18 protein-coding genes are annotated in these 24,116 nt (G+C 41.7%); 10 read left to right on the forward strand and 8 right to left on the reverse strand.

All coding sequences use genetic code 11. The annotated features are described in order from the left end of the window. Positions 1–112: 112 nt before the first annotated feature. A complete protein-coding gene (locus CWC18_RS13890) occupies positions 113–1,477 on the reverse strand; it encodes an ABC1 kinase family protein (RefSeq protein ID WP_138675487.1) in 1,365 nt (454 codons plus the stop codon). A 184-nt stretch (positions 1,478–1,661) separates the two neighbouring features. Between CWC18_RS13890 and CWC18_RS13895 the strand changes: the two genes are divergently transcribed. The 7 genes from CWC18_RS13895 (at position 1,662) to CWC18_RS13925 (ending at position 9,808) form a co-directional block, all read left to right on the forward strand. Beyond that, entirely contained in the window at positions 1,662–3,155 is a 1,494-nt protein-coding gene (locus CWC18_RS13895; RefSeq protein ID WP_349304805.1) for a cryptochrome/deoxyribodipyrimidine photo-lyase family protein, read from the forward strand. 86 nt (positions 3,156–3,241) lie between these two features. Continuing rightward, complete coding sequence (locus CWC18_RS13900; protein ID WP_138592951.1) at positions 3,242–3,421, forward strand: DUF2256 domain-containing protein; 180 nt, start codon at positions 3,242–3,244, stop codon at positions 3,419–3,421. A 545-nt stretch (positions 3,422–3,966) separates the two neighbouring features. Next, positions 3,967–4,542 (forward strand): transcriptional regulator BetI, encoded by a 576-nt coding sequence (gene betI, locus CWC18_RS13905; RefSeq protein ID WP_171041116.1) that lies wholly within the window; start codon positions 3,967–3,969, stop codon positions 4,540–4,542. 1 nt (position 4,543) lies between these two features. Beyond that, positions 4,544–6,019, forward strand: coding sequence for a betaine-aldehyde dehydrogenase (gene betB, locus CWC18_RS13910; protein WP_138592952.1), 1,476 nt, complete (start codon positions 4,544–4,546; stop codon positions 6,017–6,019). A 10-nt stretch (positions 6,020–6,029) separates the two neighbouring features. Continuing rightward, positions 6,030–7,697, forward strand: a complete 1,668-nt coding sequence (gene betA, locus CWC18_RS13915; protein WP_138675489.1) for a choline dehydrogenase — start codon at positions 6,030–6,032, stop codon at positions 7,695–7,697. 182 nt (positions 7,698–7,879) lie between these two features. Continuing rightward, positions 7,880–9,097, forward strand: coding sequence for a BCCT family transporter (locus CWC18_RS13920; RefSeq protein WP_138592954.1), 1,218 nt, complete (start codon positions 7,880–7,882; stop codon positions 9,095–9,097). A 12-nt stretch (positions 9,098–9,109) separates the two neighbouring features. Continuing rightward, positions 9,110–9,808, forward strand: a complete 699-nt coding sequence (locus tag CWC18_RS13925; protein WP_138592955.1) for a TorF family putative porin — start codon at positions 9,110–9,112, stop codon at positions 9,806–9,808. 689 nt (positions 9,809–10,497) lie between these two features. Here CWC18_RS13925 and CWC18_RS13930 read toward each other — a convergent pair. The 7 genes from CWC18_RS13930 to CWC18_RS13960 form a co-directional block, all read right to left on the reverse strand. Further along, positions 10,498–10,941 carry a hypothetical protein gene (locus CWC18_RS13930; protein WP_138675490.1) on the reverse strand — a complete coding sequence of 148 codons (444 nt, stop codon included), beginning with the start codon at positions 10,939–10,941 and terminating at the stop codon, positions 10,498–10,500. A gap of 101 nt (positions 10,942–11,042) precedes the next feature. Continuing rightward, the gene (locus tag CWC18_RS13935) at positions 11,043–11,825 is read right to left on the reverse strand and encodes a sporulation protein (RefSeq protein WP_138589542.1); all 783 of its coding nucleotides are present in this window, start codon (positions 11,823–11,825) and stop codon (positions 11,043–11,045) included. 146 nt (positions 11,826–11,971) lie between these two features. Next, positions 11,972–13,348, reverse strand: coding sequence for a sensor histidine kinase (locus CWC18_RS13940; protein WP_138589541.1), 1,377 nt, complete (start codon positions 13,346–13,348; stop codon positions 11,972–11,974). After that, a complete protein-coding gene (locus CWC18_RS13945; RefSeq protein WP_138589540.1) occupies positions 13,345–14,010 on the reverse strand; it encodes a response regulator in 666 nt (221 codons plus the stop codon). Before CWC18_RS13945 ends, CWC18_RS13940 begins: the two co-directional genes overlap by 4 nt. Positions 14,011–14,033: 23 nt before the next feature. Next, complete coding sequence (locus CWC18_RS13950; RefSeq protein WP_138675491.1) at positions 14,034–17,057, reverse strand: efflux RND transporter permease subunit; 3,024 nt, start codon at positions 17,055–17,057, stop codon at positions 14,034–14,036. A 3-nt stretch (positions 17,058–17,060) separates the two neighbouring features. Further along, positions 17,061–18,152 (reverse strand): efflux RND transporter periplasmic adaptor subunit, encoded by a 1,092-nt coding sequence (locus tag CWC18_RS13955; RefSeq protein ID WP_171041115.1) that lies wholly within the window; start codon positions 18,150–18,152, stop codon positions 17,061–17,063. Continuing rightward, positions 18,142–18,891 carry a MipA/OmpV family protein gene (locus CWC18_RS13960; protein WP_138675493.1) on the reverse strand — a complete coding sequence of 250 codons (750 nt, stop codon included), beginning with the start codon at positions 18,889–18,891 and terminating at the stop codon, positions 18,142–18,144. Before CWC18_RS13960 ends, CWC18_RS13955 begins: the two co-directional genes overlap by 11 nt. A gap of 183 nt (positions 18,892–19,074) precedes the next feature. Here CWC18_RS13960 and CWC18_RS13965 point away from each other — a divergent pair, with 183 nt between their 5' ends. From CWC18_RS13965 to CWC18_RS13975, 3 genes are all read left to right on the forward strand, one after another. Continuing rightward, entirely contained in the window at positions 19,075–19,686 is a 612-nt protein-coding gene (locus tag CWC18_RS13965; protein WP_249348204.1) for a class I SAM-dependent methyltransferase, read from the forward strand. Between the two features lie 192 nt (positions 19,687–19,878). Further along, positions 19,879–20,964, forward strand: a complete 1,086-nt coding sequence (locus CWC18_RS13970; RefSeq protein ID WP_138675494.1) for an efflux RND transporter periplasmic adaptor subunit — start codon at positions 19,879–19,881, stop codon at positions 20,962–20,964. Next, positions 20,961–24,101 carry an efflux RND transporter permease subunit gene (locus CWC18_RS13975; RefSeq protein ID WP_138675495.1) on the forward strand — a complete coding sequence of 1,047 codons (3,141 nt, stop codon included), beginning with the start codon at positions 20,961–20,963 and terminating at the stop codon, positions 24,099–24,101. Before CWC18_RS13970 ends, CWC18_RS13975 begins: the two co-directional genes overlap by 4 nt. The last annotated feature ends 15 nt before the right edge of the window (positions 24,102–24,116 follow it).

The raw sequence follows: 24,116 nt of genomic DNA on the forward strand, positions 1-24,116 counted from the left end.
ACCTATCCTTATTTGTTATGCGTGAGTGTGGCCGTAGCGACTATTCCTAAATTTGAAAAAAAAATAGCGGCATGGCTTACCGCTAAAAAGGCATCTCGTTAAACCCCTTTATCTAAATACCTTCATCACTGCTTTGTTTAACTGAGAGACTGTCGTCTTCATTTGTTGATAGGTAAGGTTTAAATAACTCAGCAACATTGACCTTGGCTTCCAGTTTTGCGGCTAATAAATATAATCCTGCTAATTTACGATGAATGAAGAGTGCATCTACAGGCGGTGTATGCCATTGATCTTTTCTATTATTAATCGACTGCCCCGCATGCTGAATTCGTTGAGCTAGGCTCGAGGCTGAAAAATCATATACGCCATCGTATTGAAGGGGCTCAGTCGCAAGTGAAAAAATAGTGGCGATTTGGTCAAAGTAGTCTTCTTCAATATCTTGTTTAAAGAAACCAATTTTCATCGCGGCTCGTCTTATTTTATCCGTGTCTTTCTCACAGGCAGCGTTTATTAATGCTAAATAACCTTCGCTTATATCACATGATATTTCGCGGGTAGCGCCAAAGTCGAGCAAAACGACTTTTTGACCGCTAGATTGGTATAAATAGTTAGCAAAATTAGGATCAGTTTGCATCAGTTTGAAGCTAAAAAGCTCCTTGAAAAATAACTCAATTAACAACCGTACCATACGATTTCTGGCCTCTTGTGGCTCAGCGAGTGCTTTGTCTATTTCAACGCCATCAACAAACGTCATGGGTAAAATATTTTGCGTAATGTGCTTAGGGTAAAGGTTAGGAACAATGAAGTTTTCATTGCCCTTTAATAGTTCTGCATACCTGCTTAGGTACTTAGACTCTTGAAGGTAATCAGACTCTATTTTTAGCTGGGTTTTAACATCTTGGAGCAGGCTATCCATTTCGATATGCTTTGGTAGTAACCCTGAGAGCTTTATCACTTTAGCCACGTTATCTACATCGGCATCAATTGATTGACGTACGCCTGGGTACTGAATTTTTATGGCCAACTTAGTCCCTCGATCATCATACGCGAGATGAACTTGGCCAATTGATGCTGATGCAAACGGACTTAGTTCAAAATGACTAAAGTTATCTAACCAATTGTCTCCCCAATTTTCTTTTAATGTTTGCAGTAGTTGCTTATTAGGCATAGGCCGTGCATTGGAACGCAGTTGACTTAATAGGGCGCTTAACTCTTTGGGTAGTAAGTCACCTGTATCCATTGAAATGAGTTGTCCTAATTTCATGGCTGCTCCACGCATTTGTGCGAGTTTATCTGCTACATTTTTGATGTTATTTGGGTGCATTATGAGATTGGAGAGCTTTGGCTTTTCACCCTGTGACAATTGCTTCATACCTTCTAATGCAACATTACCGGTGACCTGTGTGACTAGTTGCCCTAACTTTGAAAGTCTCGCGAGTTTAGTGGCAGGTACTTTTTTTCCTTTGTCACTGTGCATGATGGGTACTCTATTTGTGTTATTTATTTGACTCGTTATACGACATTATGTATCAAAAAGCGCACTGTCTGCATTAGTTTATCTCTATAAAAACTAATCTAAATTTTACAGCAAAACGTATTATTTATTTTATAGAAGGTTTTATCGCAAATGCCTTATGGCGATAAAAGTAGGGGTATTACACGTGAATGATACGAGACCATTCAAGAAGCAAAGTATTAATGTGGTGTGGTTAAAGCGCGATCTACGGCTGAGTGATCATGCCCCTTTACAGCAGGCAATGTGCTCTAGTTTACCCGTTTTACTGCTTTATATTGTCGAACCCGAATTATTAGGTGACCCTCATTATGACATCAGGCACTGGCGTTTTGTTCATCAGTCAATTGAGGATATGAACTGCCAATTAGCTGATGTAACTGTCACTGTGTTGTCCGGTTCAGCATTGGAGTGTTTTGAACAGTTAAACCAATACTGGCAACTCACTACAATTTGGAGTCATCAAGAAGTGGGTTTAGGGGTGACTTTTGACAGGGATTTGCTTATAAAGCAGTGGTGCACAGAAAATAAGGTGACCTGGTCTGAGTTTGAAACAGGCGCGGTACGTCGTGGTATAACCAACCGGCTTGATTGGGACAAAAGTTGGCAAAAAACCATGCGAGCCACTATTTCTCCGATTGATACGTTGCGGGTCCATTGGTTAAGACCTCAACCCGATAAATTAGAGCTGCTTCCTGTATTTAAAGCACCTCTTGCGTGGCGAGCAACAGACACGCATTTTCAAAGTGGTGGCACAGCAAACGCATGGCGGGTATTAAATAGCTTCTTTCAAGAGCGTGGTCAGTCTTATGCTTTTCATCTATCGAGCCCTGACTTAAGCCGCTTAGCGTGCTCGCGAATGTCTGCTTACCTTGCTTGGGGTAACATCAGTTTACGTGAGTTTTACCAAACGGTTTTGGCGAACTGGGATCAAAAAGGGTGGCGAAAATCACTTATAGCGCTCTCATCAAGGCTCCATTGGCATTGTCATTTTGTACAAAAGTTCGAGTCAGAATGCTCTATTGAATACCAGCCTCTAAATCGCGCTTATGGTTCATTTACCTACAAAAATGATGACAGCGCATTGCAGCATTTTGAAGCCTGGAAAACAGGGTATACCGGCTACCCTATGGTCGATGCATGTATGCGGGCCCTCCATAAAACCGGGTATGTGAATTTTAGAATGCGTGCGATGTTAGTGAGTTTTCTGTGCCATCATTTACAACTTGATTGGCGCTGGGGGGCGCCTCATTTAGCAAGACTGTTTCTAGATTTTGAACCGGGGATCCATTACGCGCAATTCCAAATGCAATCAGGTATGACAGGCATTAATACATTGCGAATTTACAATCCCGTCAAACAATCGCAAGAAAAAGACCCAGACGGCATTTTTATTCGTGAGTATGTTCCTGAACTTGCTGAGTTGCCAAATGAATTGATACATACCCCTTGGTTATTAACACCGATGGAACAAGCAATGTACCAAGTGCAATTAGGCGTGGATTATCCAAAGCCGATTGTTGATATTGTTGAGACCGGTAGGGTGGCGCGTGACGTTTTGTGGCGGTGGCAAAAAAGTGGAGCTGTAAGGAAAGAAGGTGCGCGGATACTGGCGCGTCACGTACAAGTTAAATCGAGATAACGCGCAGTCTAAGTGGGCATCTTATATGAGAGTCAGGCCCGCAGGCTGTATAAAATCTATAAGATAATATTAACACAGGACTCCCAATGCAACGTGGAAATAAGCGAGTTAAAAAAGCAGATTTACCGAGTAAGATCTGTGTGACATGTGGGTTAAGTTTTAGTTGGAGAAAAAAGTGGGAAAACGTCTGGTCTGAGGTACGGTATTGCTCCGTTCGATGCCGTAGGGAAAAACGTTTTAATGAATTAAAAATGGCAAAAGAATAACCTAGTTTACTTAATACACTTTCAGTAAGCCGCAAATTTAATTCGTCTAATTAGCTTCATATTCATACTAATTAAATTATTGATTGTTACATTTGTAGGGGCAGTTGAGCTCTGCTGTTCTACTTTTGTTCTGTTTGGCGAGTTTTTATCACGGCGCTTAATGTGTGGCCTAGTAATCTAAGCGTATATTAAGCAACAAGGAAAAAGGGCCACACAGAAAAACCGGTAGGCAGCGCTTGATTGGCCTTCCAACTATGTTATCGGCTGATCCACATGGAATAACCATGCTACGCAGCCACTGCCTTGTATAAAAGTCAAGCAAACTGCTGGGAAAATGGATCTGAAAGATCAACATCTCCTAGTAAGTTAAAAATAATGCAAGAATATATGATTTGCATTTAACTTATTTAATTCAATGCCTTAGTGTGATTTGTTGGTCGGGTTTGAACTTTTAATAGGCTATTAAACTTGAAAAAGTTAGCTGCGTTGGTTAACATTTATTTTATATTGAACGTTCAATTAATAAAAACATGCCTAAAGTTGGAATGGAGCCTGTGCGCCGTCAGCAACTTATTGATGCAACTATTGCGTCAGTCGGGGAGCTGGGTTTACAAGGAACAACGATAAATAGTATTAGTAAAAAGGCAGGATTGTCCTCAGGGATTATTAGTCATTATTTTGGTGGAAAACAAGGGTTAATTGAAGCAACAGTTAGGCACTTATTATCGAGCTTAAAGCAGTCTTTGTTAGCGCAAGTTGATGAGTCTACCTTACCTGAACAAAGACTGATGTATATTATTGAAGCCAATTTTGCGTTGGTACAACAACGCGCAGATACCACGCGAACTTGGCTGAGCTTTTGGGCTCAGTCGATGCACGATGCAGAGTTACACCGTTTGCAAAATGTAAATAGCAAGCGTTTAACGAGCAACTTAGCCTTCTCTTTTAAACAACTGTTACCGAAAGAACATGCGACACAGGCTGCACAGTTGAGTGCGGCGATGATCGATGGGCTGTGGCTACGGGCTGTGCTTAGTCAGTCGAATAAAGATCAGTTTAATCATAGCGAGCAACTCGCAAAACAATACGTTAAATCACTCATTCAGCAATATGGAGCTTAAAATGGCCACCTCTGTAACAACCCCCATTTATCAAAACTTTGTTCACGGCCGTTATGTTGCCAATCAATCTGGTGAATGTTTTGACGTGATAAATCCCGCAACGGGTGAAGTCATTTATCAAGTTGAAGTTGCTGATGAATCAGTGCAAGAAGCTGCAATCAATAGTGCTAAATCTGGGTTTTCCGTATGGTCTGCTATGACGCCCATTGAGCGCAGTCGTATATTGCTAAAAGCGGTTCAACTTCTTAGAACGCGAAACGATGAGTTGGCTAAAATTGAAGTATTAGATACAGGTAAACCATGGCAAGAAGCAGAGTGTGTCGATGTACAAACAGGTGCCGATGTCATTGAGTATTTCGCAGGGCTTGCCCCAGCGCAAGTTGGGCAGCAGCAGATGGTTGGTAATGATTTTTACTATACGCGCAAAGAGCCCTTGGGAGTTTGTGCTGGGATAGGGGCGTGGAATTACCCTTTACAAATAGCCTGTTGGAAATCAGGTCCTGCACTTGCTGCGGGTAATGCTTTATTGTTTAAACCATCAGAAGAAACACCGCTAGGTGCATTAAAGCTCGCTGAGATATTCATTGAGGCGGGAGTACCTGAAGGTGTTTTCAATGTAGTACAAGGGGCGGCTGAAGTTGGTCAGTGGCTAACGGCGCATCCTGAGATAGAAAAAGTGTCATTCACAGGTGAAGTGGGGACGGGTAAAAAAGTGATGGCCAGTGCGGCAAGTACACTCAAAGACGTCACGATGGAATTAGGTGGCAAATCTCCATTACTTGTTTTTAACGATGCTGATATCAGTGAAGCTGTCAGTGCGGCAATGCTAGGTAATTTTTATACCCAAGGTGAAGTATGTACCAATTGTACTCGAGTCTTTGTGCAACGTGATGTGTATGAGCAGTTTACCCAAGAGTTAAAATCTCGCATTGAACACAATATTATCGCAGGTGATCCGCTAGATCCAAGGGTTAATTTGGGGGCACTCATTTCTGCTAAGCATCAACAGCTCGTACTCGATTATATTCAAACTGGATTGAATCAAGGCGCAACGTTATTAACTGGTGGCGAGGCTTTGTCACCTGAGTCTGCACCGAATGGCTATTTTGTTGCGCCAACTGTGTTTATAGATTGCACTGACGAGATGACCATAGTTAAAGAAGAGATCTTTGGGCCTGTAATGAGCATTTTAGTATTTGATGATGAAGCGCAGGTAATAGCGCGTGCCAATGACACCCATTTAGGCTTAGCCGCTGGGGTATTTACTAAAGACATTCAGCGCGCGCACCGCGTTATTCACCAACTAAAAGCAGGTATTTGTTGGATCAATGCTTATGGTAATTCACCAGCAGAAATGCCAGTAGGTGGATATAAGCACTCTGGGATCGGTCGAGAGAATGGGGTTGAAACACTCGATAATTATACTCAAACAAAATCTGTGTATGTAGGCATGGACAAAATCGATAGCCCGTTTTAAGAGAGATAATATGACCGAAGAATTTGATTATGTAGTTGTCGGCGCAGGCTCTGCGGGTTGCGTACTTGCAAACCGCTTGAGTGAGTGTGGCCAGCATAAGGTACTCTTACTTGAGACGGGTGGAAGCGATAAGAGTATTTTTATTCAAATGCCCACCGCACTGTCTATTCCAATGAATTCAGATAAGTATGCATGGCAGTTTCATACTGAAGAGGAGCCGTATCTAGATAACCGAAAAATGCACTGCCCACGCGGAAAAGTACTCGGTGGCTCTTCTTCAATCAACGGCATGGTGTATGTGCGTGGTCATGCAAAAGATTTTGATGAATGGCAACAGCATGGTGCACAAGGCTGGGATTATCAAGCATGTTTGCCTTACTTCAAAAAGGCGGAATCGTGGTATTTAGGCAACACTGAGTATCGCGGTTCACAGGGGCCGCTTGGCATAAACAACGGTAATGAAATGGAAAACCCACTATACCGCGTGTTTATTGAGGCAGGCCAACAAGCCGGCTATGCGAAAGCCAATGATTATAATGGCGCGCAACAAGAAGGCTTTGGTCCTATGCACATGACGGTGAAAAATGGCCGTCGTTGCTCAGCTAGCCGTGCATATTTAGATCCGATTAAATCAAGAAAGAACCTCACCATAGTGACTGGTGCGAAGGCACAGCGAGTTATAATTGAAAATAAACGTGCCACTGGGGTTGAATATAAAGTTGGCAATAAACTTGAGGTTGCCACTACAAGAAAAGACGTTATTTTAAGTGCTGGGCCAATTGGTTCGCCGCACTTACTTCAACTGTCAGGCATTGGTGATAAAGATGTGCTGAGCAAAGCGGGTATTGAACTACAGCATGACCTACCGGGAGTAGGTCAAAATTTGCAGGATCATTTAGAGTTCTACTTTCAATACAAATGTAAGCAGCCGATCACTTTAAATGGCAAACTTGGGCTGTTCTCAAAAGGCATGATTGGTGCCCGATGGCTACTAAACAAAAGTGGCTTAGGTGCAACGAACCACTTTGAATCATGCGCGTTTATTCGTTCAAAACCGGGCGTTGAATGGCCTGATATCCAATACCACTTTTTGCCTGCTGCCATTCGTTATGATGGCAAAAGTGCTTTTTCCGGTCATGGTTTTCAGGTGCATGTTGGCCACAATAAGCCAAATAGTCGCGGAGCGGTAACCATTGCTTCAAACGACCCTGATGTCCCACCTAAAATTCAGTTTAATTATTTACAAGACCAAGCTGATATTGAAGGATTTAGGGCGTGTGTGCGCCTGACCAGAGAGATCATCGAGCAAAGTGCTTTTGATGATTACCGTGATGGCGAAATTCAGCCGGGTAAACATATTCAAACTGATGAACAAATCGACACTTTTGTTCGCCAAGCTGTGGAAAGTGCTTATCACCCTTCATGCTCATGCAAAATGGGTGAAGATGGTATGGCGGTGGTTGACTCACATACAAAAGTACATGGCATTGATTGCTTACGGATTGTTGATTCGTCTATCTTTCCGACTATTCCTAATGGCAATTTAAATGCACCGACAATTATGGTGGCAGAGAAAGCAGCAGACCATATTTTAGGTAACCCGCTATTACCAAGCCTTAATGCGAATGTCGCTATTGGGGATAAATGGGAGAAAGTACAACGCAGCTCAGAGCTGTAATTACAGAGGTTAAATGAATTTGCCAGCTGCTTGGCGAGGTAAGTCAAGCAGTGCTTGTGGTGGCGTACGGGTAAATAGGTTACCTATGCTGAAGTGATTTAGTTCAACAATAAAGTATTGACGCAAGCAAAATAATAACGGAGAAACAATGAGTTACTTTTATTTGTTTTGGGAGGGTGACAATGACCTTATGGCTTAGTATAGGTATCATTTTCACCCTTTTAGCAATCGTAATGATTTTGTATAAATGGGGTAATTTACAGTGTATAGGTGTAACGCCTGTAAAAACATTTACCTTTATCGCTATCTTATTTACATCCGGCCTTGATGTTGGGTTAATTATGTTTCCATTGACTGAGTTTGCGGGTTACGCAGACATAAAAGCAAGCCCAGAGTATGCTTTTGCAAATCCGTTGGCCATTGAATTTGGCTATTGGGGTTTTCTGATCTGGGGGTTTTACTTCCTTACCTGTTTTTATTTCTGCGTAATAGAACCTAAGGTTAAATTTTTTGAAATACCTTGGGTGAAACTACTGAACAACGTGATCATTATTGGCACATGTGCGTTTACTGCTTACCTCTTATTGTCTAACTTACCTTGGTATTTACCAGAGCTTGGAGATGGCAGTACAGTTATCCCTGCATTTTATGTATTGGTTTTTGCAGCGATATGCTTTGCGGTCTATTCAAGCACAAGTTTGAAGTATGTGCGCTTTTTAAGCGTTGCTACTACGTGGTTGTTTATTGCCTTGATTGTATTCATGTGGAGCGCAGTATTCATATTTGATGATAGTTCTGTTGTTGACTTTATCGGTCAACTCGGTTTGATTGGTGAATATTTTACCAATATTGAGCAGTTTGTTTTACCGCTCAATGACTATCATGAGTTCTACCTATTTTGGTGGTTCGCTTGGAGTATTATGATTGGTCAATTCACTTCTCGTTTTGTGGGGGGGTTAAAAACCTATCAAGTACTTGGCGCAATGTTGATATTCCCATCAATCCCGATTGCACTGTGGTTTGGTGTACTTTACCACTACCACGAAGCTGGAATTTCAACTACTGGTATTAAAAACTTTGCGATGGTGTTTGTTGGCGTGGTGTTTGTGATCAACTCGCTTGATTCCTTGATCCGCCTTTACACTGATAACTTGAACCTCACCGTAAAGCGGTTAGGTATGCGTAATTATATGATTTTTAATATTGTCGCATTATCATTATTAACACTATTATTTAAGCTTGAATTCATCCAAATCCAATGGGTCGGTGCATTGGTCATTGGTTTATTCCTATCCTGTGCTCTATACATAGGGTACGGTAAGTTTAATGCAGTGAGACGAATAGAGAGTTCGCCACAAGATAACACAATTGATTACAGTAAAATTGAAACAGCTAGCTAAGGAACCATTATTATGACAACAACGAAAAAAATTATTTTTACTGCGCTTACGCTGGCTTCTACCCATGCAATGGCCGATTGGTCGACAACCGTGACTGGTGCATCAGATTATACCTTTAATGGTGTGAGTCAAACGCAAAACGACCCTGCACTGCAAGGCAGTTTAGATTATGCTTTTGATGATGGGATGTATGCAGGTTCTTGGGCTTCAACAGTGGATTTTGCTGATGACACGAACCTTGAATGGGATTTTTATGTGGGTAAGTATGTCACATTAAATGACCATTGGAGTGTGGACTATGGCCTAGCGTATTACAGCTATCATGGCGACAGCAATTCTAGTGATGGCAATTACTTTGAAGCGTATACTAAGATTGGCTTTGCTAACGAGCTGGGGCACACTGAATTTAACGTCTGGTATAGTTGGGATTACTTTGGCTCGGGAGCAAAGCATGTTATCGGTATGGTTGCGCACAGTATTGAAATAGCTGAAGGCCATACTTTGCGTGCAAGCTTTGATGTCTCTAATTCATTAGATGGTGACAAATATATGTGGGATGCGGGCGATAAATCTTATTATCATTACCGCTTAGCGTACCAAACGGTCATCGAAGGCTTTAACTTAGAAATAGCAGCAGAAAACACCAGTTTAGATTATGACAGTGCAGATGAACGTATAGTTTTCTCTTTGGCGCGAACATTCTCGCTATAAAAATGGGATGCTCTATTGTGATAAAGTCAGATAAGGTTAGCGTGACTTATTAGCTGCAATAAATATTTCAAAAAGGCCAAGTATATGCTTGGCCTTTTTTATATAACCCGTTTAAATGACATTGTATAATGACAAAAAATAGCTGTAATGTCATAACACATGATTTCGTTGCGACTAACGCGAATGTTATATAGATTTTTTAATTTAATAATTGTTTTTCATTCAGGCTTTATATTTTTAAAAATTATTTTCCTCTGTGGCAGTAAGCCAATTAAATAACATTGTTTAACTCTATAGTTAACCTCAGCTCTGGATAAGCGAATTTGCCCAATAAAGCTATTTTTCTCACTCTCGGCATTGCTTTCATTTGTAATAGCCCGCGATTACTGCATAAAAGTGCCTTGATATTGAGAAAAACATCATCATTAGATTTTACGTAAATTATTTAATAACATTTTCTATTCCAAAAACTTTATCCAAACCTGAAGTTAGTTACTTTTCATAAGTGGTCAGCCTATTTCGATTTTATTTTATGGTGAGGTGTTTTTTGGGTATTACTTTATGCTGTGGGGGGTTACTAAAGGGGTGAGTACTAATTGCAGATCTTTTATTAATATTTACAGCCTAGCATTAAGCTAGGCTATAAAGTTTTATTGGTTAGCGCTGGCCTTCTAATTATGTGTTTATGTTTAAAAAGTAACGTAAACTTCAACGTCTTCAGCTGTGTGTAGCGCGGTATAATTTATGATGGCTGGTTTTTTGCCTTCTGCACCCATACCGGCACTGCACCACACTTTGTGTAGATCTAAGTCTTGTTCTGACATCGAGATGTTAGAGTATATTAGCTGCTGCTGATCAATGGTTTCGTTGACCAATGCTATTACGCCATCAAGTTCAGCTGAACGACCTGCAACGTCGACTGCTTGCTGGTAAGTTATTTCGCCGGACTTTCCTGCTTTTTTCAGCATGGCTTCAAACAGTTGTGATTTGGCTTCGTCTTTAACAATTTCATCAACGAGTTCAATTACATCATCATCGTCGCATAGCGGGTTAGTATCAACTTGATTGTCAGAACCACAAGCAGTGAGGACGATAGCCGAAGCTATACATATTAAAAAAGATGGTTTTTTCATTACGTTCCTTATAATCATTAATTACCAATAGAATATGTATCTTATACCAACTACATTACAACCTTGTAATCGATGGGATTGGTATTAAGCTAACATTCGATTTAACTGTTAGCTTCTAAAATAGTATAGATATGATCTTCTAAGTCCTCAATGTCGTCTTCAGTAACAACCAGTCGTGCGTTTGATTCATCTAAATCAAGTGCCTCCGCAAAGAAGCCCATTAAGCCTTTAGCCTTACGGTCAATCTCAAAAATTACTTCGAGCTGCTCACCTCGGTTAAAAAACACTATTTCAACTTCATCAAAGCGGCCGTGGAAATCGCCAGAAATGGTTTTAAATTCCAATTCTTGTACGAATGGTAAGCGTGAAAATGAGGCTGATTCAATGCCTTCACAATCTGATTCATACAGTTTAAACCCTAACTCTTCTAAACTGTCTATCACTGCTTGCTGTAATTCAGTTGGCGTGACGTGAATAAAGTCTTTATCAGATTTGTCGAGTGCCATATCAATGTCTAGGTTGGTTGTTAACCAAGTTCTTGACTGTCCCACTGTGATTGGCGCTTCTAGCGCTAAGTCAAATGCAAAAGGGATCAATTTTTCTTCTGAAGGAGAAATCGTGAAGCTTTCGTTGATATGGTATTTTGCGAGAGTGTGGTTTTTGTTGATGGTAACCGACTCACCATCATCATTTTCTTTTTCAACGGTATAATTACAAACAACATTCAAATCAATTTTATTGATTTCTTGCTCTATTTTGCCACCGACAATTTTAACTGTGCCTGATATTTCTTCGCCTGGCGCGATTTGATTGTACTCTAAAATTGCATCAACCTTTGCTGCACCAATGCCTACAGTACCCAATACTTTTTTGAAAAACGACATACGCATCCTTATATATTATCAAAATTACCCCCCATTCCTGAGGGGCTTAGTCCTGACGAGATTATAAAAGCCTTATTCTATCAGTCAATCACTATTCTCGATATTTCAGGTATCTAGCGGTTAAAGTTGAGTAATTTGCCTGCCCCTTATGGCATAGCATTGAATGTTATGGTAAAAGTTGCACCGCCTAAATCATTGTTACATAACACATCAATGTCGGCATTATGTGCATTGGCAATTTCACTGACGATTGATAAGCCCAGACCACTACCAGTTAAGGCTGATTGTTCCTTTCGCCAGAACCGCTCAAATAGTTTGACTCTGTCACCTTCACTGATCCCAGGCCCCGAGTCTTTTATACTCAGGGTATTTTTAGTAATGATAAGCTGTACTTGAGCATGCTTATCGGCATATTTTAAGGCATTTTCTAGTAGGTTTTTGGTTAAAATGATCAATGCACCCTTATCGCCGAGTACATCACATGATTGATCAATGACTTCTAGTGAAAGCTCTTTTTGATGAGTCACAGAAAGTGGGCCCAGCAACATACATACATCTTTACCTATGTCTTTTAAGTCAACCAAACTATGGGTAAAGCCAACCTGATTTTGCGCACGTGATAAGTCGAGTAACTGTTCAATGACTCGGGACATATATTTAATGTCGCCCATTAACGCAGGCTCAACCTCTGGCGGAATTTCAGTGAGCTCTACTCGAGTAGATAAAATGGCCAGAGGAGTTCGCAATTCATGTGCTGCATTGGCGACAAAACGCTTTTGTTCTTCAAACCCTTGCTCTACACGTTCCATTGCTTCGTTTAAGCCTAATACTAACGGCAGAATTTCTGCGGGAACACCTGTGGTTGAAAGTCGTCTATCTAGTTGATTAGGTTTGATTTGTAGTAGTTGCGTGGTGACATTTTTAACTGGTCTAACTAAGGCGCGAATTGAAATAAAAGTGACGCAAACAAAGACAAGAAATGCAGCACCGATAGTAAGTGAGGCAACCTGACTTAATACTGGCATAACGGCTTCATTCGCGAGTGCCCCTAATAAGTCATTTCGTGCTAAGTCTAATGCAAGATTTTTGTTATCAAGTATAAATATTATTCTGAATAAGTCGGTATGTGTATCATTTCGCGCGGCAATTTGTGAGTAACCTTCAGGTAGCGTAGCCGGCAAGGTATCAATTATGGTCGTAATATTGGGGTTTACAAAAGACCTAACTAGCTCTTGTTGCGTCGATAAATCAATAACACGAAACCCTAAATTATTGTAAAGTGCGTCATACCCCCATCGCTCTGCAACTCGTTCTGGTTTGTAAATTAGCTGTGATCTATTGTCAAACTCTAAGTTAGTTTGAATGTCTTCCGCCATTCCAAACATACTTTGCTCTACCGCTAGATTGGCAAAATTGATTGAAAAAAAATAAAGAATAACGGCAATTAATGAAAAAACACTACCGCCAATTAATAAAAAGTGCTTTAGGAGCCGCCAAGATAACGAGTTTTTATGGAGGATCATGCCAATATGTATCCTATGCCGCGAATGGTATTAATTTGTGTCGTTGCACCGGCTTGGTCCAGTTTTTTGCGAATACGGTGCATGGCCACTTGGATGGCATTGTCCGTCACTTCAAACCCCATAGAATAAATGGCGTCAAATAATGACTCTTTACTTACTGTTAATGTTGCATGCTTTAACATGTACTCTAAAATAGCAACCTCAGTTTTGCCCATGGTGAGGTTTTGAGTGTCAACAGTAACACGGCGAGACTTGGTTTCTATTGTGACATTGCCTCTGGTTAAGTCATTGCCTGAGTAATCAACAGGTCTTCTCATCAAAGCGCGCAGCCTCGCTTTCAGCTCGTCTATAGAAAATGGCTTGTTGAGGTAATCATCAGCACCGAGGTCAAGCCCTTTAATTCTGTCATCTATACCACCGCGAGCAGTCAAAATAAGAATAGGAATGGGTATGCCTTTAGCGCGTAAATGCTTTATCACGTCTAAGCCATCTTTGTCAGGTAAGCCTAAATCTAAAACAATACCGTCGTATTGCATGATAGACAGTTGGTAAAACATAGTGGCTGCGTCTAAAGCAATATCGGCTGCGTGGCCATCTTGCATAATGGCTTGCTGAATAAATTCAGCAAGCTGTTGGTTATCTTCAGTGATTAGCACTCGCATGGTTATGTCCTTTATTCTAATCATTACTGTGTTTGTATGTCATTTCTAACTGGTTTTAGCAGTAAATTAAGCGCCACAGGCATTATAAACATCATCAAGGCGGTAGAGGTGATTAATCCACCAATAACAGCCCACGCTAATGGAGGCCAAAGTGGGCTTTGCGATGAGGTTAGCGGTAACATACCTATAATGGTTGTGATTGTGGTCAATAATATAGGTCTAAAGCGTTCATTTACTGCCGCAGCGATTGCTTTTTTTCTCTGTAATCCATTTTTTATTCCTTGAAGCGTGCTTTCAATTAAAATGATGGCGGTGTTTACCACGATACCCGCCAACGCTAATACCCCTAATATTGACATAAAACCAAAAGGAATATTAACGAGAGACAGCATCGCTGGCGCACCAATCGCACCCAGTGGAATACTACACATAACCACCAGACTCAATCGGTATGAATTGAACTGCAAAACCAGTGCGACAAACAACAATACGATGCCAGCGGGCATTGCGACCAATAATGCGCTATTTGCTTGCTCAGATTCTGCGGCTTCTCCGCCAAATTCGATAGTAACACCAAATTCTTCAGTTAAAACTTTTGCTTTTAACTGCAGTTGTTCAATGATCTCTTCCTCGCTATAACCTTCTGCAACATCAGAAAGAACAGTTAAAGTATGAAATCCATCTTGTCGCACCGCGACTGGGGGAATGCCAACGACGCTTTGTTCAAGGAATAGAGATGCAGGAATAAATTGTCTCGTGTCAGTCAGTATTTGTGTTGATAATAACTCTGTCGAATTATTTACCGGTTGCGGCACTACAACAACTAAATCAATTGGGTCTAGAGTGTAATTTAACGTTGTGGCGGTAAGTCCCGTGGTTTGCCAAGCAAGATATTGACTGAGTTGTTGCTCTGTAATATTGCTCACTTGTAACTGTTGTTTGTTTGTCGCTAAGTTCAGTGCAGGCTTACCTAGTACGTAGGCTCTTCTTACACTCTTGGTGTCAACGCGCTCATTAAGTAACGCAAATAATGCTTCTGCGGCACCCAGCGCATTTTGGTTTGTGTTAGCCAGAACGCGCACTTCTATTGGGCTTTCAATTGGTGGGCCTTGCCCTAATTCATGCGCGGTTACGATGAAATTAGGAAATTGCACTTTAAATTCGTCATTAAGACGGTTTACAACGTCAGCCACAGCGACGTCTGCTTTGGTTTCAAATACAATGCGGGCTATGTGGCTTTCATTTGGCTGTTGTACCAAATTATAGTAAAAACGAGGTCCAGAATTACCTGTAAAGCTGAACGTATTCGTGATCGAGTCATTATTTTTCAGTTTATCAGCAATGCCATTAGCAACTTTCGTCGTTTCACTTACCGAAGAGCCAAGAGGAAGTTGAATGTCAACATAAGCTTGGTCTCGATTGGTTTTTGGGAAAAACTCGCCTTTGCTCGCAGGTAAGCTTAGTAACAAGGTGATGACACAAAGGCTAACCATGAGCGTTGCTTTAGGATAATTTAAAGCGCCGTGTGCAATATGTCCGCCTGTCGTGTTAAAAATACGCGTGATGCGGTTTGTTGGCTTGTCTTGGTAGGCGAGTAATTTACTCAGTATTGGCACAAAAGATAACGAAATGACATAGCTGAAGAGAATGCAAATGATCACTAAAATGGGGATCGTTGCAATAAAGTCAGCCACACCGCCTGTTGAGAGTAGCATGGGTACAAATGCGGCTATTGTGGTAAGTGTTGCTGTTGCCAGTGGTTTATATAACTCTTTTATGGCCGAGATGGCAGCGTGTGAACGTGTCATACCGCGCTCTAGGTGGTGTACAATTCGTTCAGCCATAACGATACTATTATCGACCATTAGCCCTAACGATAACACCAACCCTGCAATGGTCATTTGATGGATCACACCGCCAAACATGCCGAATAAACCAATGGCAGACAGTGCAATGGCCGGAATAGAGAGGCTAACAATAAGTGCGCTACGAAATGTCATTAAACACATTAAAACAAGGGCAACACCCAGGCAACTATATAATAATGATGAAAGCAAAGAGCTACGGCGTTTTTGGGTCCAATCAGGTTGAAATAAATGAATAGTGATACTCGCTTGTGCATACCTTTGATTCAGTTCATCGATCTTGTTTCTTATCAAACGCCCTGTTTCAGTGACGCGAATAGAGTCAGGTGGTAGAGTAAGGGCTATGCCAACGGTTCTTTGTCCATTATACCAAAATTGTTCGTTACTTTGCGGATCTGCGCGATACGCGATATCAGCAATGCTAGAAAGGGGCACACTTTGTCCATTGGGCATGCTGATTTGGATATTTTTAACTGATTCTAATGTATCAAGGCGAGTAAGTGAGTTGACGCCAGTGGTAAATGAAGGGTTTTGTAAAGTACCTAAGCTGGTTTGAGCATTGCTTTGCTGTAAGGTAAGTGCAATATCAATAGGGGAAACGCCCGTTTCACGCATACTCTGTGACGAGTATGCGACGCTAAGCTGCTCTTGAGGGGCACCAATTAAGCTGGCAGTTCTGACATCGGCAAGTTTTAGCAGTTCATCACGAACAACCAGTGCCATACGCCTATCTTCGAGTAGCCCTTGGCCTGAATTCACCGACAGTACAATGCCTTGTGTATCTTGCACGCGATCATGCACAGAGAGGTTTATTTCACCCATTCGGTTTGCAGCCTGTCGTGTACGGTCCTTCACTCTTTGCCAAATTACATCGGTGTCATAAATACTGTCTTTGAGTTCGATGTCGATATTTGCATAACCTTGCTTTATTCGCGCACTAAATGTGTGTATTTCGTCAATTTCACTCAGTATTCGTTCAATAGGCCGAACACCTTGATCGGTAAGCTGCTCAATACTCATTCCAGGGTTTGAAAGCAAGATCATACCATTTCGGTAGGCAAAACTTGGATCTTCTTGCTCATTTGCATAGTGCCAACTGAATAAGCCTGTTAGCGCTAAAATGGTAATAATGCCTAGAATTAATCGTGGCTGGAAATACCAATGTGAATTTGGCGTTGGCATAAGTTACCTCTTGTCTAATGCGGCTAAGTTCAGCGGATTAATGATCTCTGACACTCGGCTAATTGGTTGAAGTAGGGGAGTACTGCTCGTAATTAACACCCCATCTTTTTCTACAGCAATCACAGATACGGGGAGTGTATTGTTTTCTGCTGCGGATAATAAATAGGCACGATTGCTTTGATCATAGCGAAGTGCCGAATGTGATACCTTGTAAAGTCTGTCATTTGAAATAGGCACATGCAGTTGCGCTGTTATACCTAGATATTCATAACTACTTTTTGGCAGAGTAACAGTGACTTCAAATAGAGCTGGTTGGCCCAAATTCGGTAAACTTTTTTCTGTCACGATACCCTGTGTCGTGATGTTGATACTCGGAAATGATACTTGAACATTTTTTGTTTTAGGGAGCGAAATAGCAATGCGTTCTGGTAGTGAAAAAACCACTTTTTGTGTTTCGCTAGACTCGAATCGAACTATATTTTCTCCCGCGCTAATATAGTCACCAGAGCGAGAATATAGTTTACCAATAACGCCCGCTTGTGGGGCCAGTAATTGGGTCTCTTTTTGTTGGTTTTTTGCTTCTTCAAGCTGTGCAAGGGCATTATTGACCTGTTGTGTGGCCACTTTTAAGGCCCGCTGTGCATCATCCAGCACGGCGTTAGGTTGTAATTTCTTTCTAACGAGTTCGCTGCTTCTTTGCTGTTGTATTTTAGCTTGGTACAGTACTGCCTTAGCACTTTCATAGCTAGACTCACGTGATGTGACGCGTTGAGCAAGATTTGGCGAGTACAATGTAGCCAGAACATCGCCAGAGTTAACAATTTGTCCTTCTTTGACAAGTACTCGCTCTATTCGGCCATCAACAAACAGTGCCATGTTGTAACTTTCTCCCCCTTGCACTCTGCCAAAGAAATGATGTTCTGGCATCGTCTTAATTGGCGTAGCAATCTCCGAGTGGTCAAATACAATAACTGAGCTTGGTTGGCTTATAACAACTTGCTCGGTATTGGCGGAACTTGCATCACAGCCAATTAACCCCAAACCTATCGCACTAATACATAAATGTTTTATTTGAACTTTTTTATTAAAAAACATAAGCATACCCAACCAAAATTTGTGCTTCACCTGATTTATCAACCAACGGAGAGTCTTTAATATCACTGCCATACGAAGCGTAGCTAATGTCTGCTTTAATATAGTGTTTGTTATTAAACATCCAATCGCTCCCGATCCCAATCTCAATATTGGTTGTGGCATCTAATTGGTAAAAGGCACGAGATGAGGTTGCTTCATTTTGTTGTACGCCAAAGTAGTAATCCGCTAAATCTTCACTTTGATAGTTCGCGGCGACATAAGGCATAACACGGCCATTTTCAAACATAAACGGGACCCCGTAACTGGCACTTAACTCAAACCCTTTATGGGTACTGGTTACATCGTGTACCAGTCCGAGGCCAAACTCTCCAAATGAGGTGTCTATTTCAGCTTCGATACCCGCATCAAAGCTCATATCACGGTCTTCCATTCCCGTAAATATGTCACCATCTGCTGCTTCATAGCCATCAAAACGCAAATTACCGATAGCTGAAATCTCGAACTGGTCACTGGTAAATATTTTGTAGCTTGCACGTGGGCCTAGTAACGAAAAATTACCGTACTGAATGCCAACAATTGGTACGATGTTGGTTTCTGTACCAACGTCAACGTATCCTTGATCTGATGATATTGCTCCAATACCTAAGCTCCAAGTTACATCAGAAGACTCTTGTTGAGCCAGTGTGTGTGTTGAACATGCTAGTAGACAAGCAGCGTATGCAGATTTCATAAAAGTCATGTGATATTCCTTAAAAGTAAGTAAACTAAGTTGTACCTAATACTTGGTACGTTGCTCACTGTGTTCAGTGAATGTGAATACTTTAAGAGGCGAAACTTTCTAGAAACTTACAAGCGGTAATTAATTCATTTTTTATATCAACCCGTCTTATGACTGATATAAAACATTTACAAGAGTATAAATATGGCTTCAGAGCTTTACACAACACACGCAGCACAATATGCAGAGTCAGTTACTCACAATATTTATAACGCACATTATGAGCGTCCATCACTGCAGGCATTGATAGGGGATATTAAAGGGCTAAAGGTCTTAGATCTAGGCTGCGGTTCGGGGATTTATGCGCAGTATCTTCTAGATAAAGGTGCTAGTCATGTAACGTGTATAGATGTTTCTTCAGAAATGCTCGCTATGGTTGGCTCCACATTAGGTGATCGTGTGCATGCTTATCAGCAAGATTTAGCGCTGGGCCTACCAAATGAAAAAACACAAAGTGTGGATGTGGTCATTTGTCCATTAATGTTACATTATTTGTCGGATGTGACGGCGTTTTTCGCAGAGGTTTATAGAGTACTCAAGCCCGGTGGATATATAGTGTTTTCTACCCATCATCCTTGTGCAAAATCTGAGATGCGTCATGCAAAAAACTATTTCGAGACACAAATGGTTATTGAGCGCTGGGATACGGTTGGTACACCAGTAGAAGTTCGTTTTTACAGACGTTCATTAACCTGCATTATGCAGGCAATAACGCAAAATGGTTTACTAGTGTCTGCTCTTAGTGAGGGCAGGTAGACCCAGTTGTGCAAACAATGTGTGCTAAAACATATGAAAAGCTGTCAACAAGGCCAGCGTTTATATTTATACGCTGTCAGAAATAAACCAATTTCTTAATATCTGGCATTATTAGTAAGTTATCGCAAATGAGATGTTTTATTTTGTGAGTTATTTAGAATTAAATGAAAATAATTATCATTAGAGGTTTTTATGCAATTTGCTGTACGTGCGGTTTTTTGTGTTGTTTTGGCCAGTGTTTCATTAGTTGCGTCAAAAGTTTATGCTCAGACCACAGAGGTTGATATATATATTCCGTCATTAAATAAGCAAGCCGATGTGATGCGATTGACTGGGACAATTGAAGCCACACGCGATGCAAGCTTAGCCTCTTTGGAAGCTGGCGCCGTGTCTGTTTTACAGGTTGATGTTGGCTCTTTAGTAAAAAAAGGAGAGGTGTTACTGCAACTTGACGACACGCTCGCTAAATTAGAGTTGGCTCAAGCAAAAGCGAGCTTACAAGCAGCAACAGTGGCAAAACAAGAAGCTGAACGTTTATTGGCTGAAGTAGTGGCATTATCAGATCAGCAAAGTGTGGCTAAAACACTCATAGGTGAACGGCGCGCTAATTTAGCCAATACCAAGGCCGAATTAGTCAAGCAGCAGGCTGCGGTTTCCTTAGCAAAAGAAATTGTTAATCGCCACACGCTGTATGCTCCTTTTACTGGTGTGATCGCAAGTAGAAGTGTGGATGTAGGTGAATGGGTTACGCCACAAAATAGCGTTTTCTCTTTGGTGGCTCAATCTGATTTACGTTTAGTGCTGGATGTGCCACAAGAGTATTATAGCGACTTTGCATCGCAAGAGCGGGTGTCTGCTGCGGTCACTGCAGATATAAAAAATAGCCATACAATTAACACACAAATTTCGCGTCTTGTGGGGGTTGCTGATCCGATGAGCCGTACCTTTGTTGCGCATATAGACATACCTAACGAGACATATAGTCATGAGTTTATTGCCGGTATGTCAGCAAGTGCTGAAGTTCTCTTAGCGTCTTCTAAAAGTAAAGTATGGTTACCTAAGTCGGCTATCAAACAGCATCCTGACGGTGGGAGCAGTGTGTTTTCTATAGAAAATGGCAGTGCAAAACGCAGTTTGGTAACCGTAGTAGGCTCGACGAGCGAGCAAGTCTCGGTAATAGGACTGACTGGGTCTGAACGTATTGTGGTTTCTGGGGTTGAGTTACTGAAAGATGGCACGTTGCTCTCGGTAAAATCAACAGTGAGTGATGAACTATGATTGAAGCTGCTGTAAAGCGAGGGACGCTGGTTACGGTCGTTGTTTTGATCTCGGCGATTTTGGGGGTGATCTCAGCACTTAACATTCCGGTACAAATGATCCCTGATTTAGAAGTGCGGACCATAACGGTACAAACTGGTTGGCCAGGTGCAACACCACAAGATGTAGAAAAAGAAATACTCATTGAACAAGAGCGATATTTAAGAAGTTTGCCTAATTTAAAACGTATGATCTCATACGCTGAAATGGGTGAAGCCACCGTTGAGCTTGAGTTTCCGTTTGGCGTTGGTGTTAATGATGCACTTATTAGGGTAAATAATGCGTTGAGTCAGGTACCTGCGTACCCTGAGAATGTGGACCAACCTAGGCTTTTTTCAAGTTCGTTTTCTAATAATGCGTTTATGTATTTTGTACTCAAACCGCAGGCTGGTAACCCATTACAATTAGACGTGGATTTACTACGTGATTTTGCTGAAGATTTTGTTCGCCCTCGTATGGAGAGTGTCGCGGGCGTATCGCAAGTCAGAGTTGGCGGTGGAGCACAGCGTCAGATCCAAATCAAAGTTGATGCGGCACGTTTAGCACAGCGCGGCATTAGTTTGACTGATGTAAGAACTGCGATCAGGGCGCGTAATAGAGATGCGTCAGGTGGTGATATTGAAAGTGGTAAAAGTCGTTATTTACTGCGTGTAGTTGGGCGTTTTGAGCAGCTCAGCCAATTAGAAAACCTCATTGTAAAGCGTATTGGTGCGGCCAACATTTTATTAAAAGATGTTGCTAGTATTACACTTGATCACTTTGAGACCCGTGGGATGTCTTATTCTGACGGTGAACGCACGTTGAGTTTGTCTGTTCGACGTGAAAGTGGCTCAAATGTATTAGCAATTAAAGCGCAAATGCTACCTGTTGTGGCTGAACTTAATGCACAGTTATTGGCGCAAAATGGGTTAGAGCTCAACTTGATGAGTGATGACGTCAAATATGTGAAAAGTTCTTTGCAAAATGTGTGGACCAACTTAGCGTTGGGTGCCTTGCTTGCGACGCTTGTGATGTACTTTTTCTTGCGCTCAGGCCGGGCGACGTTAGTTGGGGTAATGGGCATTCCGTTATGTACAGTCGCGGCCTTTTTTGCCTTGATGAGCTTTGGTCGAACGATTAACGTTATTTCCTTAGCGGGTGTTGCGTTTGCAATTGGTATGACGGTAGATAATACCATTGTGGTGCTTGAATCGATTGTACAGGCGAAACGCGAAGGGCTGAGTAAACGATTGGCAGCCATTAAAGGTGTGAAAGAAGTATGGCCTGCGGTACTGGCATCGACAGCGACAACTGTATTGGTATTTGCGCCAATCTTATTTGTGCAGCAAGAGGCCGGACAGCTTTATTCTGATATTGCCATTGCTATTTCAGGTGCGATTATCGCGTCAATGTTGGTTGCTATTTTTGTGGTGCCTGTCGCACTGGCAAATTTTGGAAAGAAACAAGATTTAGATGAAAAGCGTCAGTTTGAACTAGGTACGTGGTGGTTATCGTTGTCTAAGCTATTTACTCGCTCACAACAGCAAGCTCGCGTTATTAGTATTGCATTTGTTGTGGCTATATTAGGATTAGCTTATACCTTAATGCCTGCAGCGGAATACTTGCCTGAAGGGGAAGAGCCCAAAGCGTTCTCTATGATGATTGCGCCACCAAACTATAATTTATCAGAAATGGAAAAAATTGGTGCAGAACTAAGAACGTATTTTGATAAGCATATAGAGGCTGACAGCAGTGATTACGAGTCAGGTAAAACAGATTTACCGCCACTAGAATATTACTCTATGTCGGTGTCGGTTGGCCGTATTTGGTTCTTGAGTGCACCTGTTGAACCGCAAAATATAAACGATATGATGGCGGCTATTACTGCTAAGTTTAAAAGTTATGACGGTATGCGCGCCTTTTCAGCACGTGGTTCAATTATATCGAGCAATGACGGTGGAACACGCGCAGTTGCGGTAGATATAGCAGGCAGTGATATTATTGAGCTTTATAGTGCGGCTGAAGCTGTTTATAAAGAAGCTGATAGGCTCTTTGATAACCCTCAAATTGATTCAGATCCTGGTTCTCTTGCATTAGAGCAGCCACTGATTGAAATTAAACCGCGCTGGGACCGTCTTGCTGAACTTGGGATAGATAATCGCGACTTTGGTTATGCAGTGGCCGCTATGAGTGACGGTGCGTATGTTGATGAATTTATCTTGAACGACGACAAAGTTGATATGTTCTTGTTTAGTGGTGCAGGAAATCGTCAAAACCTAACAGAGCTGCAAACAACACCGATTGTTACGCCACAGGGGCAAGTATTACCGCTAAATGCGTTAGCTGATTTGGTCGAGAGTAAAAATAGTAATTCTGTTCGTCGAGTCGATGGCAACAGAACCGTGACGGTTTATATTATCCCTCCTCGCGATGTTGCATTAGAAACGGCAGAGCAGATTGTACGACAGGAATTACTCCCGAATTTATGGCAGCAAGGTAAAATAGCGCAAGGGATCAAAGTGAGTATTAGTGGCGCTGCTGATCAGTTAGAAGCAACTAAATCTGCACTATCGGGTAACTTTTTGATTGCGTTGGTACTGAGTTATTTGTTGTTGGTGGCGATATTTACCCATTGGCGTTACCCATTATTTATCCTTGCGACAGTACCTTTGGGTATGGCTGGGGGATTACTTGGACTGGTGACAGTAAACGGGGTTAACGGTGCTCTGACAGCGTTGGGCTTAACTGCGTTTCATCAACCATTTGACATGATCACGATGCTTGGCTTTTTGATACTTCTTGGCACAGTAGTCAACAATCCAATTTTGATTGTAGATCAAACACGCCGTTTTATTATTGATCAAGCTATGCCTGTGCGAGAAGCTGTCGACCAAGCTGTTGCTAAGCGATTACGCCCGATTTTAATGTCTACGGCAACGACGTTATTTGGGTTAGCGCCATTGGTGTTAATCCCAGGCGAGGGGACTGAGTTATACCGTGGTGTGGGGGTGATTGTATTGAGCGGGATTTTAGTCTCGACACTATTAAGCCTTACATTCTTACCGGCTTTACTGGTTGCGGTAATAAAACAAAGAGAGGCCCCGCAGGAGACTGCTTAATAAGCTTTAAATAAA

Origin of the sequence: Pseudoalteromonas aurantia (assembly GCF_005886875.1) — a bacterium.
In the GTDB taxonomy this organism is placed as follows: domain Bacteria; phylum Pseudomonadota; class Gammaproteobacteria; order Enterobacterales; family Alteromonadaceae; genus Pseudoalteromonas; species Pseudoalteromonas aurantia_A.